Source organism: Lysobacter sp., from assembly GCA_013141175.1.
Lineage (GTDB): Bacteria > Pseudomonadota > Gammaproteobacteria > Xanthomonadales > Xanthomonadaceae > Lysobacter_I.
The window spans coordinates 97,860-112,566 of record JABFRN010000001.1 but is presented as its reverse complement, the minus strand read 5'-3'; the positions used below and the strand labels follow the sequence as shown (position 1 = coordinate 112,566).

Genomic DNA, 14,707 nt, shown 5'->3' with positions numbered 1-14,707 from the left:
GCCCCGCGTCGAAATCAGCGACGATCGACTTCCGGTATTTCAGTAACGCTCTTCTTCCAGTGTCGTCGTACCGTCGCGATCCGTGCGGATCCTGATCCAGCGGTCGTATTCGTCCTCGCGCAGCGGCGCGACTTCGCATCCGCACAATGCGCCCGCGATCGCGGGAACGGTGTTGCTGTGACCGACCACCAGAACCCATCCCGAGGCATGGGCGCTCCGCAGTCGCGCAGCGAGTTCCGCAGCAGCCGTCGATGCATCGTAGGTGCGAACGTCAAGACCATGTGCGCGCGCGGTCGGCGCGGCAGTCGACTGCGTGCGTCGATAGCCGGTGGCGTACACCGCCGACACGCGCGCATCGGCCAGGCGCCCGGCCACACGCTGCGCCCGCGCATGGCCCGATGCGGTCAGCGTCGGATCTTTCGGGTCGTCCGTGGCTTTTTCGGCGTGACGAACAACCACGAAAATCGTTTCGCCTGCTGTTGCAGCGGGTGTCGTGGTGGGGGAGGGAAACGTCGCGCAGCCGAAGGCCAGTGCCGACAATGCCAGCGCCGTGATCCGTGTGCGTAGCGATGCGTGCGTCATGATGTGATCTTCAGTGTCGCGAGCAGCCCGCGAGCGGCCTGCAAACGCGAGGTGGCATCCGGCAGATCGAGCTTGATCCGCAGTTTGTCCGGCCCATCCATCTGGTAATGCTTCGGCTGGCCTTGGATCAGACGAATCACCGACATCGGGTCGACGTTGGGCTTTTCGACGAACTGGATGCGTCCGCCGGTCGCGCCCAGATCGAGTTTGCGAATGCCCAGTCCGGTCGCGTCGAGCTTGAGTTCGGCGGTGGCGAACAGATGCTTCGCCGGATCCGGGAGCAATCCGAAGCGATCGATCATTTCCACCTGCAGTTCGCGCAGCGCATCGACATCGCGCGCGCTGCTCACGCGCTTGTACAGGGTGAGGCGCGTATGCACGTCGGGCAGATAATCGTCCGGAATCAACGCAGGGATATGCAGATCGACATCGGCGCCACGATGATCGTGAAGATCGAGACCGAGCGCATCCACGCCGGGCAGCTTGCCTTGCTTGATGCTGCGGACCGCGCGTTCCAGCAGTTCGGTGTACAGCGAAAAGCCGACTTCCGCCATCTGCCCGCTCTGATCCTCGCCGAGCAGTTCGCCCGCGCCACGGATTTCCAGATCGTGGGTGGAGAGCGTGAAGCCCGCGCCGAGTTCGTCCATCGATGCGATCGCATCCAGTCGCTTGCGCGCATCCGCAGTGATGGTGCGGCCGTCGGGAATCACCAGATAGGCATAGGCGCGATGGTGCGAACGACCGACTCGGCCGCGCAGCTGGTGCAACTGCGCGAGCCCGAATTTGTCGGCGCGATTGATGACGATGGTGTTGGCGTTCGGGATGTCGATGCCGGATTCGATGATCGTCGAGCACAGCAGCACATTGAAACGCTGCTTGTGGAAATCGAGCATCACCCGTTCCAGTTCGCGCTCGGGCATCTGCCCATGGGCGATGCCGATCCGCGCCTCCGGTACCAGGGCTTCGAGTTCGCGCTGCATGCGGCCGATGCTTTCGACATCGTTGTGCAGGAAATACACCTGGCCGCCGCGCGACAGTTCGCGCTGGAAGGCTTCGCGCAACTGGGTGTCGTCCCATGGCACCACGAAGGTCTGCACCGCGAGCCGGTGCGCGGGCGGCGTGGCGATGATCGACAGATCGCGCAGCCCGGTCATCGCCATGTTCAGCGTGCGCGGAATCGGCGTTGCGGTGAGGGTCAACAGATGCACGTTGGCGCGCAGCGCCTTCAGCGCTTCCTTCTGGCGCACGCCGAAGCGCTGTTCTTCGTCGACGATGACCAGCCCCAGATCCTTGAACTTCACGTCGCCCTGCAACAGGCGGTGGGTGCCGACGATCACATCGATCCGGCCGTCGGCCAGTTTTTCGATTTCGGCCTTGATCTCTTTCGTCGACTTGAAGCGCGACAGCACTTCGACCTTGAGTGGCCAGTCGGCGAAGCGGTCGCGCATCGTGCGGTAGTGCTGTTCGGCGAGCAGCGTGGTCGGTACCAGCACTGCGACCTGTTTGCCGCCGATCGCCGCCGCGAACGCAGCGCGTACCGCGACTTCGGTCTTGCCGAAACCGACATCGCCGCAGACCACGCGATCCATCGGCCGCGATGACGCGAGATCGCGCAAGACCGCTTCGATCGATGCCAGCTGATCGGGGGTTTCCTCGAACGGGAAACTGGCGGCGAAGGGTTCGTAGCTGGCGCGATCGACGTCCAGCGCCAGCCCTGCGCGCGCGTGGCGTTTCGCCTGGATTTCGAGCAGTTCCGCCGCGACATCGCGGACTTTCTCGGCGGCTTTCTTTTTCGCCCTGGCCCAGGCTTCGCCGCCGAGCGAATGCAGCGGTGCGGTTTCCGGCGACGCGCCGGAATAGCGGCTGACCAGATGCAGTTGGGTGACCGGCACGTACAGGCGGTCGCCCTTGGCGTATTCGATGTCGAGGTATTCGCCGAGCTGGCCGCCCGCTTCGAGCGTGATCAGTCCGCGATAGCGACCGACGCCGTGATCCTCGTGCACCACCGGTGCGCCTTCGCTCAATTCGCCGAGGTCGCGGATGATCGCTTCGGGCTCGCGGCCGGCACGCTTGCGGCGACGCGGCTGCGAGGCGCGATCCGGGAACAGCTGGCGGTCGGTGACGACGACCCAGGGCACTGTTGCATCGACCGCGAAACCGTTGTCGAGCGGTGCGACCGCGATGAAGGCCTTCTCGACGGCGCCGCTGGCGACCGCTTCGATGAAGGCCTGGAAGTTGGCGACCACACGCGGACGCAGGTCCACCGCCTGCAGCACTTCGAGCAGCGCTTCGCGGCGACCGGCCGAGTCCGCAGCGATGAGCAGCCGCCCCGGATAGGCCGACAGGAACGATGTCAGCGCCGCTGCCGGTGCCGAGTCCTTCGCCACGAGCGGCAGATCCGGTGCCGGCCGGGTGCCCGTCGCCAGGGATTCATCGCGACGCGGATGAGCTTCGCCGCAGATTTCGATGCGTTGGCCCCGGTTGAGCGTTTCGCGCAGCGTGTCCGGCGGCAGATAGAGTTCCGCAGGCGGCAACAGCGGTCGCTCGATATCGTGTCGGCGCTGTTCGTAGCGTTCGCCGGTGGTGCGCCAGAAGTGATCGGCGGCTTCGTTCACGCCTTCGCCGAGGATCGGAAGCGCGTGTTCGGTGAGGTAATCGAACAGGGTCGCGGTGCGCTCGAAGAACAGCGGCAGGTAGTACTCGATGCCGGCCGGCGTCAGCCCGGCTTTCAGATCCTGGAACAGACCGCTGCGGCGGGTGTCGATATCGAAGCGGTCGCGCAATGTGTCCATCGCGCGCTGCAGCGCATCGCCTTCCATCGGCACTTCGCGGCCGGGCAGCATCTGCACCGACTCGTATTTCTCCAGCGAGCGCTGCGATTCCGGGTCGAAGGCGCGGATCGTGTCGATCTCGTCGTCGAGCAACTCGATGCGATAGGGTTCTTCGGCGCCCATCGGATAGATGTCGAGCAGTCCGCCGCGCACCGCGAAATCGCCGGGATCGAACACCTGCGGCACGTTGCGATAGCCGGCGCCTTCGAGCCTGCGCTTTTCCGCATCCATGTCCAGCCGCTGGCCGACGCGCACATCGAAACTGCCGCCGACCAGGTGCGCCAACGGCGCGAGGCGCTGCATCAGCGTCTGCACCGGCACCACCACCACGCCGCGCTGCAGCGTCGGCAGGCGGTGCAAGGCGGCGAGCCGCTGCGACACGATGTCGGGATGCGGGCTGAACTGGTCGTAGGGCAGGGTTTCCCAATCGGGGAAATGCATCACCGGCAGCGGGTCGTTCGTGCCGGTCAGGGTGCGCAGATCGTGTTCGAGCTGATGCGCAGACTGGTTGTCGCGCACGATCGCCAGCAGCGGGCCGTCGTGCGCACGCGCGACGCGCTGGATCGTCCATGCCAACGCGCTCGCACTTGCCGGTGCACGCCACCATGCGCGCGACTGCCCGGATTTCGGCAACAGGGCGGAGTGGGGGTCGGGTACGGATGCGGAAGAGGACACGGTGCCTTGGAGGGTGCAGCGGGCGGCTAGGTTAGCCCTGGTGGATCGTGGCGTCACCTTGCTTGGCATGGATCTCCGGGCGCAGGTCGTGTTTCCTGTCGGAAGCCGCCGCTATGATGCGTCGGGTCGGCGCCCCTGCTGCTTCGACCGCGCCGCCTGCCGGAAGATGGCACCGGTGTCGCGACCCCGTTGTTCCCCGTGTTCCCGACGTTCTTTATGGAGGAAGGCCATGACTCACCCGATGCGCAAGTCCACGTCCCGTCGTTTCGTACTGGCGGCCACGTTCCTGGCCACTGCGGCGGTATCGCTGTCGGCCCTGGCCTATTGGCCATGGGAGCAGATATCCGTCACCAGCCATTACGACAGCAACGGCAGTCTGGTCGGGGTCGAGGCCGTCGGCGCCTGCGGATTCCCGCTGGTAGGCGAAACCGGCGCCGGTTCAAGCCAGCGGATGTATCGCTGCGATCAGGTCGATCAGATCGAAATGCCCTTCTGATCGTGCTGGGACGATGACGGCGCGTCCGGTCGGGACGATATGCGCGCCGTCGTCGTTTATCCGGATACCGGAGCCTGCGCCAGGTCCAGCGTCACCCGCACGAGCCCCGGCGAGTCCGAGGTTTCGCGATGGAAGCCCAGCGAATGCACGAGCGCCAGCATCGCGGTGTTGTGCTCCAGCACCTCGCCGTAGAGTCGCGTGAGTTGCTTGCGTCGTGCCCAACGCACCAGTCGCAGCATCAAGTGCCGGCCGAGGCCCATGCCGCTGATGAAATGGCTGACGAGAATGGCGAACTCGGCTTCGCGGGTATCCGGTGTGATCGCGACTCTCGCCACTGCGCCGATCAGCGCTTCGCCGGCAGGCATCGGTTCGGACACCACCAGCGCGAATTCGCGTTCCGGGTCCGGTCGACAGAGCTTGTCGGCGGTCTCCGGGGTCAATTCCTTGATCGCGTAGAGAAAGCGCTGGCGGATCTCATCGGGGCGCAGCAGGCCGAAACCGAGGCGTAGCGGCTCCGCGTCTTCGGGCCGGATCGGCCGGATCAGTACCTCACGGCCATTGAGCAGCCGTTTGTACTCGTGCCAGGGTGGGAGTCGGTCGCGGTGTTTCACTGCCCTATCTTGGCACGGGGAAGATGAAGCTATGCTCTAGGCATGAAGCCCGAATCGTTACGCGCCGTGGCCGGTGCCTGGCCCGGCGTCACCGAAGACATCAAATGGGGTGCGGACCTCGTGTTTTCCGTGGTCGGCAAGATGTTCTGCGTGCTGGATACCGGCGGCAGCGGTCGCCTGAGCTTCAAAGTCGAGGATGAGCGGTTCCTTGAGCTGACGGAACGTCCCGGCGTGATCCCCGCGCCCTATCTGGCCCGGGCCCGCTGGGTCAGCGTCGTCGAGCCGCGCGTCTTGGCCGAGGCGGAGTTGCATGCGCTGTTGCGTCGCAGTTATGAGCTGGTGCGCGCCAAGTTGCCCAAGGCTGAGCAGCGACGACTGGCCGCAATGGACGTGTCCAGGAACTGAGGGCGTGGCAACCGAGGGTCAGGCAGGTTTCGGCGCATTGGGCTTGCGCAGCCTGGAAACCGCAGTGACCGCGGCGACCACGATCGCACCCGCGCCGATACCCACGGCCGCATCGAACAGCATCGTCACCAGCCAGCCGAAGCTCCCGGCGTTGTAGGCTTCGATGAAGTGGTGCAGCGGCGCGATGCCATGGACCAGGATGCTGCCGCCGACCAGAAACATGGCCGCGGTACCGGCGATCGACAGGAATTTCATCAGGTACGGCGCGCCACGCAGGATCATGCCGCCGAGACTGCGCTTGAGTTTCGCCAATCCGCTTTCACGCGTGTCGCGATTGAGCAGCAGACCGAGATCGTCCAGCTTGACGATGCCGCCGACCAGGCCGTACACGCCGACGGTCATGATCAGCGCGATCGCCACCAGCACGGCCAGCTGCCGCGTCAAATCCTGCTGCGCCACCGTGCCCAGCGAAATCACGATGATTTCGGCCGACAGGATGAAATCGGTGCGGATCGCGCCTTTGATCTTGTCTTTTTCGAACGCGACCATGTCGACCTGTTCGTCGGCGACCGCTTCGATCAGTTCGACGTGGTGCTTGTCGTCCTCGGCCTTGCTGTGAAGGAACTTGTGCGCCAGCTTCTCCACGCCTTCGTAGCAGAGGAACGCACCGCCGAGCATGAGCAGCGGCGTGATCAACGGGACATTCATCCCGCGCGAATGCAGCCAGTGCTCCAGGGCGCTGATCGCCAGCGCGGCCGGCACCAGGATCGCCTTGTTGACCATGGAGCCCTTCGCCACGGCCCACACCACCGGCAATTCGCGGTCGGCGTTGACGCCGGAAACCTGTTGCGCGTTGAGCGCCAGATCGTCGCCGAGGACACCGGCGGTCTTCTGGGTGGCGACCTTGGTCATCACCGACACGTCGTCGAGCAAGGTGGCGATGTCGTCGATCAGGGCGAACAGGCTGGAACCGGCCATGGCGAAGGTCAGTGGAAACGGGCCTAGGATTTTCGCATAGACGCCGCGTCGCCGGAGATCGGGCGGATCGCCACGCCAGCGTTCAGGCCGCTTCGCGCAGCCATTCGACCCGGGAAGACGCGCCGGGCTCGCCGAGCGCATTGCGAAGCGCCCCGACGCTGGCCTGCAGCCGGCGGTCGAACTGCCACGGCGCATTGAGGATCAACAGGCCGCTGCCGTTCATCCGCAGCGGCGAGTCGTCCGCGCGCACCAGCAGTTCGCACAGCAGGACCGATTTCGCGTGCAGCGTCGCGGCGCTGCGATAGAACGGCATCAGCGTGCTGCGTCGTTTGATCGGATACCACAGTGCATACACGGCCTGCGGCCAGCGTTCCAGCGCATCCTTCAGCGCGGTCCGCGCGGTGTCGAACTCGTCGAGCTGGGTTTCGTAGGGCGGATCGATCAGCACCAGGCCGCGCGCGAATTTCGTCGTGCCGATCTTCGGCGGCAGCAGCGCACACATCGCCGCGTAGCCGTCGCGGGCATGCACGGCGATCCGCATGTCGCAGCCGAGATTGTGTTTCAACAGCGCCGCTTCCTCGTCGCGCAATTCGCAGCAGGCGATGCGGTCCTGGTCGCGCAGCGCATGCGCCAGCAGCCACGGCGAGCCGGGGTAGGCGAGGGGCTGGCCGGTCTCCGCGCGACAGGTGGCGACCGCCGCGAGATAACGGGCGATCGCGGGATCCTGCGGCGGCTTGTCCAGAAGCCGGTTGATGCCGCCGCTGGCTTCGCCGGTCTTCATCGCTTCTGCCCCATCCAGCAGATACACGCCGGCGCCGGCATGGGTATCCAGCGCATACAGCGGCGCCGGTTTCGCGGCCAGCGCGTCGCACAGGGCCAGCAGCGCGACGTGCTTGAGCGCATCGGCGTGGTTGCCGGCGTGGAAGGCGTGACGGTAATTCATGCGGTGTGGTTCATGCGGCGGCGCGGATGCGAGCCCGTCATGGTATGCGAATCCCCGGCCGTGAACGGCCTACAATGCCCGACGCCGCCTTTCCGACGCCCGCCATGGCCGCCACGCCGACCATCCTCATCGCCGAAGACGAAACCGCGATCGCCGAGACCGTGCTCTATGCGCTGCGCAGCGAGGGTTTCACGGCCGAGCACGTGCTGCTGGGGGGCGAAGTCGCGCCGAAAGTGCGCGCTGGCGGGATCGATCTGGTGGTGCTGGATGTCGGCCTGCCGGACATCACCGGCTTCGAGGTCTGCCGTACGCTGCGGACCTTCAGCGAAGTGCCGGTGATCTTCCTCACCGCGCGCGACAGCGAGATCGACCGCGTGGTCGGTCTGGAGCTGGGCGCCGACGACTATGTGGTGAAGCCTTTCTCGCCGCGCGAACTGGTGGCGCGGGTGCGCGCGCGGCTGCGTCGGCGCGTGCAGACCGAGACCGCGAGCTGGCAGGCGCAGGGGACGTTCGAGATCGATCGCGAAGGCAAGCGCATCCGCTACTGCGGCCATGCGCTCGATCTCACCCGCTACGAATACGGGCTGCTCGAAGTCCTCATGCACCGTCCGGGTGCGGTGCTGTCGCGGACGCAGTTGATGGACCGGGTGTGGGCGGATGCACTGGAAAGCGGCGACCGCACCGTCGACACGCATATCAAGACCCTGCGCGCGAAGCTGCGCAGCCTGAATGAGCAGGACGATCCGATCCGTACCCATCGCGGCCTGGGCTATTCGCTGGACATCGGTGGATGACGGCGGCGCGGACGTGAACATCACGACATGAGGATCGGTCTTCGCATCCTGCTCGGTTATTTCCTGATCGTGGCGCTGGCCGCGCTGCTGCTGGGTCGCGTGTTCCTGCAGGAAGTGAAGCCCGGCGTGCGCCAGGCGATGGAAGACACCCTCGTCGATACCGCCAATCTGCTGGCGGAGCAGGCCAAGGACGATCTGATCGCCGGACGCATCGACGACGGCCGTTTCGCCGCGCACGTGCGCGCGCTGACCGATCGCGACCTCGGCGCCGAAATCTGGGGCTTCACCAAGCGCAAGGTCAGCACCCGCATCTATGTCACCGATGCGCGGGGGATCGTCGTGTTCGATTCCAGCGGACAGGATGTCGGCAAGGATTATTCGCGCTGGAACGATGTCCATCTCACCTTGCGCGGTCGTTATGGAGCGCGCTCCTCGCGCAGCGACCCGAACGACGAAGCCAGTTCGGTCATGCATGTGGCCGCGCCGATCATCGTCCGCGACGGCGGAACCTCTCGCATCGTCGGCGTGCTGACCGTCGCCAAGCCCAACCAGACCATCGCGCCGTTCATCGCCCGCAGCCAGGGCGTGATCCTGCGCTGGGGGTCGGTGCTGCTCGGCGCGGCATTGGTGATCGGTCTGCTGGCGGCGTGGTGGCTGTCGCGCCAGCTCGGCGCGCTGCGCCGTTACGCCGATGCGGTCACTGCCGGCGAACGCGCGACTCCGCCCGACAGCGCGGGTGAATTCGGCGATCTCGGCCGTGCGCTGGAAACCATGCGCGCCAGACTCGAAGGCAAGCAGTACGTCGAGCAGTACGTCCACGCGCTGACCCACGAACTCAAAAGCCCGCTCGCGGCGATCCGCGGCAGCGCCGAACTGCTGCAGACCGCCGACAGCGCCATTGCGCCGATGCCTGCGACGGACCGCGCGCGTTTCGTCGCGACGATCCGCGCCCAGAGCGAGCGCATGGCCGAGATGATCGACAAGCTGCTGGCGCTGGCGGCGGTGGAGCATCGGCAGCGGATCGAGCAGCCGCAGCCGGTCGATATGCGCGTCATCGCCGACGAAGCCGCGGAACGGATCGCGCCGAAATACGCGCAGGCGTCGCTGAGGTTGAGCATCGTCGCAGATGCCGACGCGCGTGGCCTGCGTGTCTCCGGCGATCCGTTCCTGCTGCGGCAGTCGCTGCTCAATCTGCTCGACAACGCGGCGGATTTCGCGCCGAGCGGCAGCGAGGTCGAGCTGCATCTGCGGCGCGAAGCGGGCGGTCTCATCGTCGAGGTGCTGGATCGGGGCCCGGGCGTGCCGGACTACGCGCTGGAACGTACATTCGAGCGCTTCTACTCGCTGCCGCGCCCGGACGGCAGCAGCCGCAGCAGCGGCCTGGGGCTATGTTTCGTCGCCGAGGCGGTGGAGCTGCATGGCGGCGGCGTCGCATTGGCCAATCGCGAAGGCGGCGGCGCAGCGGCCAGCTTGAGTTTGCCCGCCCTCTGATCGAAGCGGATCCGTCGAGCGAATCGCCCACAGGGAATCCTCCTGCTGCTTCACTTCGGCTTCACACAGCCGCCATCGCCGCCCCGCATGCCTTGTCGACACTGGCGCCGTCCACAACGTCGGAGGCCGACATGCGATTGTTCCTGAAGATTCTCATGGTGATTGGATTGACCATCGCCATTCTCGTTCCGCTGCTGATGATCCGCGGCACCATCCAGGACCGGCAGAATTACCGTCGTGAGGCGGTGCAGACCGTCGCGCGCAGTTCGGCGGGCGCGCAGGCGCTCTCGGGGCCGGTGCTGATGGTGCCGTACACCGAGCTGGTCGAAGTCGAGGAGAAGGACAACCAGGGGTTCACCCGCAAGGTGCGGCGCGAAGACAGCGGGCTCTGGATGTTCTTCCCGGAGACCCTGGAAGCCAAGGGCACGATGAAACCGATCGTGCGCAAGATCGGCCTGCATGAAGTGCGCAAATACGAATTCGCGACTCGGCTCCATGCGGAATTCAAGGCCACCGTTCCCAGCGACGCCGACGCGCTCGCGCCGCGCAGGATCGGGCAGCCGTATCTCAGCTACGCCATCGCCGATGTCCGCGGCGTGGTCGGTCTGCAGACGCTCACGATCAACGGCAAGGACGTCGAACTGCTGCAGGGCCCGGGCAGCGGCGACGGCGGCGGTCTGCACGCGCGACTACCGGTGACCGTGGCCGGCGGTGCGATCGTCCTCGACAGCCAACTCGATTTCACCCTCGAAGGCACGGAATCGCTGGCGATCGCGCCGTTGGCCAAACGCAACATCATCACCATCGACTCGCCGTGGCCGCATCCGCTGTTCAACGGCGATTTCCTGCCGCGCAAGCGCACGATCGACGGCAAGGGCTTCCATGCGGAGTGGGAAATCTCTTCGCTGGCGACCAATGCGCAGGCGCAGTACATCGGCGGTTCGCGGGTGCCTGGCATGGCGCCCGCTGGATCGGCGGATGCCGAGAACAATGCCGAAACGGTGTCGGGCCTGGATGCCATCGGCGTGTCGCTGGTCGAACCGGTCAACATCTATTCGCAGGCCGATCGCGCCAGCAAGTACGGCATCCTGTTCGTGCTGCTGACCTTCGTCGGCTTCTTCATGTTCGAGCTGATCAAGCAGCTGCGGATCCACCCGATCCAGTACGGCCTGGTCGGCCTGGCGCTGGCGATCTTCTTCCTGCTGCTGGTGGCGCTGTCCGAGCACATGGAATTCGGCAAGGCGTATCTCGTCGCCAGCGCGGCGTGCATCGGCCTGCTGGGCTATTACGTCAGTCATGTGCTGCGCTCCTGGCTGCGCGGTTTCGGCTTCGCCGCGATGCTGTCCACGCTGTACGGCGCGCTGTACGGGCTGCTGATCTCCGAGGACAACGCGATGGTGCTTGGTGCGGGCCTGCTGTTCCTGATCCTCGCCGCGATCATGGTGGTCACCCGCAAGATCGACTGGTACAGCGTCGGCACGGCGAATCCGCCGCCGCTGCCGCGCAGCTGATCGTTTCCACGTTGTTCCTGGACGCCGCGGGCCTCATGCCCGCGGCGTTTTCTTTGGCATAGAATCGACGCATGACTTCGAATGCGCCCGATCATTCCCGCATCCAGATCCGCCGTGTCGCAGGCGTCGAGATCCATCCGCATCTCGACGCGGTCGCCGCGCTGCGGATCGCCGTGTTCCGCGACTGGCCGTACCTCTACGACGGCGATCCCGGCTACGAACGCGAGTATCTCGATGCCTATGCCCGCTCCGCCGACAGCGTCTTCGTGCTTGCCTTCGATGGCGACGCGGTGATCGGCGCCTCCACCGGATTGCCGCTGGCGGACGACTCGGCCGAGTTCCGCGCACCGTTCGAAGCGGCAGGCATCGATGTGTCCAAGGTGTTCTATTTCGGCGAATCCGTCCTGCTGCCGGCATATCGCGGTCGCGGCATCGGTCATGCGTTCTTCGATCATCGCGAAGCGCATGCGCGCGCGCTCGACCGTTTCGAACTTGCCGCTTTCTGCGCGGTGGATCGCGATGCCGACGACCCGCGTCGCCCGGAAGGACATCGCGGCAACGAGGTGTTCTGGACAAAGCGCGGCTACGCGCGCCGGCCGGAGATGACGATGCGCCTGCACTGGAACGAGACCGGTCGCGGAGAGATCGAACATGCACTGACGTTCTGGACGCGCGCCCTGGAACAGGCGCCTGACGCATGAAGATCGCGGTTGCGAAATATCCCATCGGCGCGCCGCGACGTTTTGACGATTTCGCGGAAAAGCAGAGCCTCTGGCTTCGTGAGGCCGCTTCTGCGGGTGCAAACATCGCCGTGCTGCCGGAATACCTGTCGCTGGAACTGGGCGCGATCTTCGAGGCACCGATCCGGGACGACTTGCATGCTTCGCTCGCCGCGATCCAACGTTATCGCGGGGCATGGCTCGCTCTGTATTCGGCGCTGTCGCAAGAGACCGGCATGCGCATCGTCGCCGGTACGTTCCTGCTCGACACCGGGAACGGCCGTTACCGTAATCGTGCGGATCTGTTTTCGCCGGAGGGCGGCGCGGTCTGGCAGGACAAGCTGCAGCTGACCGGCTTCGAGAAGAAGACCGGAGTGATCGATGGTGGCGATGCGCTGAAAGTGTTCGATTTCGACGGCGTGCGCGCGGGGATCGCGATCTGCTACGACATCGAATTCCCGCTGCCGGTACGTGCGCAGTGCGAGGCCGGCGCGCACTTGCTGTTGGTGCCCAGTTGCACCGATACCTTGGCGGGCGCAACGCGCGTGCGCGTGGGATGCCTTGCGCGCGCGCTGGAAAACCGCAGTTTCGTCGCCAAGGCGGTGACCACCGGAGCAGCCGAGTGGAGCCCTGCGCTGGATATCAATACCGGCGAAGCGGCGGTGTACGCGCCGATGGATGTCGGTTTCCCGGTCGACGGCATCCTGGTCGCGAGCAATGAGGGCGCAGGCTGGTCGTATGCCGATATCGATGTCGCGCAGCTCGACGGCAGCCGTGCACAGGCGCAGGTCGCGAACGATCGCGATTGGCGTGGGCAGCTCGCGCCGCAGTTGTTGCAGGCGACGGTCGAGCGCTGTTCGTAGGGCGGGCCTTGGCCCGCCGTTGCGGCGTTTCCGCTCGCTTCAAACCATGACCGGAGTGGCTTCGATCATTCGATCCGCAACTGCAATATTGCAACGGCGGGCCAGGGCCCGCCCTACGCGTGCATCATCGCGTTCTCGCGCAGCCAGATCGAGCCCAACGCCAAAGCACTTCCGATGCCCGTCGCCGCGAGCACGTCGCTCGGGTAGTGCAGGCCGAGTACCACGCGCGAGACGGCGACGCTGGCGGTGAACGGAATCAGCAGCCATGCCAGCCCGGGAAAGCAGGACAAGCTGACGATGGTGAAGGCCACCGCGTGCAGCGTGTGGCCCGAGGGAAAGCTGAATTCATCCAGCGGCGCGACCCAGGCGCGGATACGCAGATCGGAAGCGCAGGGGCGGGGGCGGCGCGTCCAGCGCTTCAATGCCTTGTAAAGGGCCAATGACACCAGGCCGATCGCGGCGAGATGCAGTGCCGCGAGCATCCCGTTGTTGCCGCCGAACAACGCCAGTCCGGCCATCAGCGCGTACCAGAACACGCCATCTCCGAGGCGGCTGATCAGCGAGAAGAAGCGCCTGGTCGCGAGGCGTCCGCACAGCGCGTTCGCGCGCAGGCACCACTCCGATTCATTCGTGCGCAACCGGCGACGCAACAAGCTGTTGTTCATGACGTTTCCCCGCATGGGCCAGGCGTTGGAGGATCGTGTCGAAATCGGCGGCGACCTGTTCGGGGCGCAGGACGCTGATCGCATCGCGTGCGGCCAGCCGCATCTGCGCGCGCAGGTTTCCGTCCGTGGCGATCCGCACGGATGCGCGAACGAATGCATCGTCGCCGTCCGCGCTGTCGTTCGCGACGGCGGCGCCGTGCTCGCCGTCGCGCAGGCATTCGCGCGCCGCGCCGTAATCGAAGGCGACGGTGGGTACGCCGCTGGCCATCGCTTCGAGGGTGACATTGCCGTAGGTTTCGCTGCGGCTGGGAAACAGGAAAAGGTCGCTGCTCGCGAAATGCCGCGCCAACGCTTCGCCACGCTGCAGGCCGCAGAACACGAAGTCGGGATTCTCCTTCGCAAGCGTTTCGCGCGCGGGTCCGTCGCCGACCCAGACGAAGCGCGCGGCGGGGCACTGTTTCTGGATCTCACGGAATGCGCGCACCGCGAGACCGAGATTCTTCTCCGGTGCGATCCGTCCGAGATGGATCACTGCAAGATCCTCGGCACGCAGCCCCCAGGACGCCCGCAGCGGATCGTCGCGATGCATGGGATGGAATTGCGTGCTGTCTACCGCGCGCGGCAACCTCACCGGGTGCAGAAAATCCATCGAACGCAGCTCGTCCTGCAATTCCTCGGTCGGCACCAGCGTTGCGCTCGCGCTGTTATGGAAGCGACGCATCCAACGCAATGCCAACGGCTGCAGGAACGGCACGCCATAGTCGCGCATGTAGCGATCGAACCGCGTGTGGAAGCCGGTCGCCGCAGGAATATGCAGCGACCGCGCCGCGCGCAGCGCCGACCACCCCAATGGGCCTTCCGTGGCCACATAGATCGCATCCGGGCGGTGCAGGTTCCACAGGGAGACGAGTGTTCTGGTCGCCGGCAGGCCGAAGCGCAAGCCGGGATAACGGGGGAGTGAAAGGCCTGGCACCAGATATTCGTGGGGGGCAGGCCGGTTGTGTCGCTTCTGTCGCGGGCGTACCACGCCGACGGTGTGTCCGCGTTCGCGCAGCCCATGTTCGAGACTCTGCACGGTCAACGCGACGCCATTGATCTCCGGCGGGTAGGTTTCGGTGACGATCGCGTAGCGCATCGGCGTCG

General features: G+C 65.7%; 14 protein-coding genes. 7 read left to right on the top strand and 7 right to left on the bottom strand.

The window, feature by feature from the left end:
• Positions 1-39: 39 nt before the first annotated feature.
• Together HOP03_00495 and mfd are read right to left on the bottom strand one after the other, a co-directional pair.
• Positions 40-582, bottom strand: coding sequence for a histidine phosphatase family protein (locus HOP03_00495; GenBank protein NOT86642.1), 543 nt, complete (start codon positions 580-582; stop codon positions 40-42).
• Positions 579-4,157 carry a transcription-repair coupling factor gene (mfd, locus tag HOP03_00490; GenBank protein NOT86641.1) on the bottom strand — a complete coding sequence of 1,193 codons (3,579 nt, stop codon included), beginning with the start codon at positions 4,155-4,157 and terminating at the stop codon, positions 579-581. The genes HOP03_00495 and mfd overlap by 4 nt, the downstream gene beginning before the upstream one ends.
• Before the next feature lie 160 nt (positions 4,158-4,317).
• On the opposite strand from mfd, the gene HOP03_00485 reads away from it, so the two are divergent.
• Positions 4,318-4,584 (top strand): hypothetical protein, encoded by a 267-nt coding sequence (locus HOP03_00485; protein ID NOT86640.1) that lies wholly within the window; start codon positions 4,318-4,320, stop codon positions 4,582-4,584.
• A 56-nt stretch (positions 4,585-4,640) separates the two neighbouring features.
• On the opposite strand, the gene HOP03_00480 is transcribed toward HOP03_00485, so the two are convergent.
• A complete protein-coding gene (locus HOP03_00480) occupies positions 4,641-5,195 on the bottom strand; it encodes a GNAT family N-acetyltransferase (protein ID NOT86639.1) in 555 nt (184 codons plus the stop codon).
• 42 nt (positions 5,196-5,237) lie between these two features.
• Between HOP03_00480 and HOP03_00475 the strand changes: the two genes are divergently transcribed.
• On the top strand, positions 5,238-5,600 hold the full coding sequence (locus HOP03_00475) for an MmcQ/YjbR family DNA-binding protein (protein NOT86638.1): 363 nt from the start codon (positions 5,238-5,240) through the stop codon (positions 5,598-5,600).
• An 18-nt stretch (positions 5,601-5,618) separates the two neighbouring features.
• On the opposite strand, the gene HOP03_00470 is transcribed toward HOP03_00475, so the two are convergent.
• Both HOP03_00470 and HOP03_00465 read right to left on the bottom strand, forming a co-directional pair.
• On the bottom strand, positions 5,619-6,578 hold the full coding sequence (locus HOP03_00470; GenBank protein NOT86637.1) for a DUF808 domain-containing protein: 960 nt from the start codon (positions 6,576-6,578) through the stop codon (positions 5,619-5,621).
• Positions 6,579-6,660: 82 nt separating this feature from the next.
• Positions 6,661-7,521, bottom strand: coding sequence for a 23S rRNA (adenine(2030)-N(6))-methyltransferase RlmJ (locus tag HOP03_00465; GenBank protein NOT86636.1), 861 nt, complete (start codon positions 7,519-7,521; stop codon positions 6,661-6,663).
• Positions 7,522-7,625: 104 nt separating this feature from the next.
• Here HOP03_00465 and creB point away from each other — a divergent pair, with 104 nt between their 5' ends.
• The 5 genes from creB to HOP03_00440 all read left to right on the top strand — a co-directional run bounded on the left by creB (position 7,626) and on the right by HOP03_00440 (position 12,899).
• Positions 7,626-8,315, top strand: coding sequence for a two-component system response regulator CreB (gene creB, locus HOP03_00460; protein ID NOT86635.1), 690 nt, complete (start codon positions 7,626-7,628; stop codon positions 8,313-8,315).
• Between the two features lie 27 nt (positions 8,316-8,342).
• Positions 8,343-9,806, top strand: a complete 1,464-nt coding sequence (creC, locus tag HOP03_00455) for a two-component system sensor histidine kinase CreC (GenBank protein ID NOT86634.1) — start codon at positions 8,343-8,345, stop codon at positions 9,804-9,806.
• Between the two features lie 131 nt (positions 9,807-9,937).
• Positions 9,938-11,317: a cell envelope integrity protein CreD gene (gene creD, locus HOP03_00450; protein NOT86633.1), complete on the top strand. Its 1,380-nt coding sequence runs from the start codon at positions 9,938-9,940 to the stop codon at positions 11,315-11,317.
• A gap of 71 nt (positions 11,318-11,388) precedes the next feature.
• The gene (locus tag HOP03_00445) at positions 11,389-12,018 is read left to right on the top strand and encodes a GNAT family N-acetyltransferase (GenBank protein NOT86632.1); all 630 of its coding nucleotides are present in this window, start codon (positions 11,389-11,391) and stop codon (positions 12,016-12,018) included.
• A complete protein-coding gene (locus HOP03_00440; GenBank protein ID NOT86631.1) occupies positions 12,015-12,899 on the top strand; it encodes a carbon-nitrogen hydrolase family protein in 885 nt (294 codons plus the stop codon). The genes HOP03_00445 and HOP03_00440 overlap by 4 nt, the downstream gene beginning before the upstream one ends.
• A gap of 113 nt (positions 12,900-13,012) precedes the next feature.
• Here HOP03_00440 and HOP03_00435 read toward each other — a convergent pair whose 3' ends face one another.
• Together HOP03_00435 and HOP03_00430 are read right to left on the bottom strand one after the other, a co-directional pair.
• Positions 13,013-13,564, bottom strand: coding sequence for a phosphatase PAP2 family protein (locus HOP03_00435; GenBank protein NOT86630.1), 552 nt, complete (start codon positions 13,562-13,564; stop codon positions 13,013-13,015).
• On the bottom strand, positions 13,524-14,699 hold the full coding sequence (locus HOP03_00430) for a glycosyltransferase family 1 protein (GenBank protein NOT86629.1): 1,176 nt from the start codon (positions 14,697-14,699) through the stop codon (positions 13,524-13,526). The genes HOP03_00435 and HOP03_00430 overlap by 41 nt, the downstream gene beginning before the upstream one ends.
• Between the last annotated feature and the right edge of the window lie 8 nt (positions 14,700-14,707).